The organism is Fulvivirga aurantia (genome assembly GCF_009711475.1).
GTDB classification, from domain to species: Bacteria; Bacteroidota; Bacteroidia; order Cytophagales; family Cyclobacteriaceae; genus Fulvivirga; species Fulvivirga aurantia.
On sequence record NZ_SMMD01000300.1, the window covers coordinates 1 to 1,636 of the forward strand.

General features: G+C 37.7%; 1 protein-coding gene and 1 pseudogene. Both read left to right on the forward strand.

Features of this window, described 5'->3' with window-relative positions:
* The first annotated feature begins 63 nt into the window (after positions 1-63).
* The gene (gene rplL / locus E1176_RS01290; protein ID WP_155208777.1) at positions 64-444 is read left to right on the forward strand and encodes a 50S ribosomal protein L7/L12; all 381 of its coding nucleotides are present in this window, start codon (positions 64-66) and stop codon (positions 442-444) included.
* 175 nt (positions 445-619) lie between these two features.
* A pseudogene (rpoB, locus tag E1176_RS01295) lies at positions 620-1,636 on the forward strand (DNA-directed RNA polymerase subunit beta); the annotation flags it as partial.

Genomic DNA, 1,636 nt, shown 5'->3' on the forward strand with positions numbered 1-1,636 from the left:
GTGAAGGCATTGTCCGAAAGAGAAAACTAATTAGAAACAAAAAACAATTAAATAAGAAGTAAAATGGCAGACGTTAAAGCACTAGGAGATCAACTTGTTGAACTCACAGTAAAAGAAGTAAACGAATTAGCAGAGTACCTAAAAGAAGAGCATGGTATTGAGCCTGCAGCTGCTGCAGCTGTTGTTGCTGGTCCTGCTGCTGGTGGTGACGGTGGAGACGCTGGCGCTGAGAAGACTGAATTTGATGTAATTCTTAAATCACCAGGTGGAGCTAAATTAGCAATCGTAAAATTAGTAAAAGAACTTACTGGTCTTGGACTAAAAGAAGCTAAGGAATTAGTAGACGGAGCACCTAGCGCACTTAAAGAAGGTGTAGCTAAAGACGAGGCTGAAGGTCTTAAAAAGCAGCTTGAAGAAGCTGGGGCTGAGGTTGAGTTAAAATAAGCCTTTGGCGACATATTATTTGCTCGTCTAATAGATTAGCGACCCCTTCCCGTATGCCAAAAAATTTGGAACGGGATCGGGGTCTTTTCCTGTTTGTAGATACTTTACAAACAATCACATTTATAGGCTGAAAACTGCCTTTTTGCAATATCTTGTAATTAAAATTTTTAGAGCTTTGGCTAGTAAAAACGAAAACTCAAGAATCAATTTCTCATCTATTAAGAAAGTAATAGATTATCCTGATTTTCTTGATATACAATTACAATCCTTCAAAGACTTTTTCCAGTTGGAAACTCCAGCCGAAAAAAGGGAACAAGAAGGATTATTCAAAGTTTTTTCTGAAAACTTTCCAATCACAGATTCCAGAGAAAACTTCGTATTAGAATTTATCGATTATATAGTTGATCCTCCCAAGTACTCAGTTGATGAGTGCATCGACAGAGGATTGACCTATTCTGTACCTCTTAAAGCCAAGTTGAAACTTACCTGTAATGATGAAGATCATGAGGATTTTGAAACTATCGAGCAAGAGGTTTTCCTTGGTAATATTCCTTACATGACGAAGAAAGGTTCTTTTGTAATAAATGGAGCCGAAAGAGTAATTGTATCTCAATTACACAGATCACCAGGTGTATTCTTCGCACAAAGTAAACATACCAACGGAACAAAGCTCTATTCTGCAAGAATTATCCCTTTCAAAGGATCTTGGATCGAATTTGCGACAGACGTAAACAACGTGATGTATGCTTATATCGATAGAAAGAAAAAGTTCCCGGTAACTACCCTCCTCAGGGCTATCGGTTACGGAACTGATAAAGATATCTTAGATCTTTTCGGCCTTTCTGAAGAAGTAAAAGCCACTAAGAAGGACCTTAAAAAAGCTTCTGGTAGAAAATTAGCTGCAAGAGTTCTAAAGACTTGGACTGAAGACTTCGTGGATGAAGATACTGGTGAAGTAGTATCTATCGATAGAAATGAAGTTTTATTAGAAAGAGACCACATCATTACTGATGAGGATATTGATGTAATTGTAGATTCTGGCTCAAAAGCCATTATCCTACACAGAGAAGATGTAAACGTTACTGATTACACGATTATCTTCAATACGCTTTCTAAGGATAATTCAAACTCAGAAAAAGAAGCTGTTGAGACTATCTACCGTCAGTTGAGAAACACTGAAGCGCCAGATGAG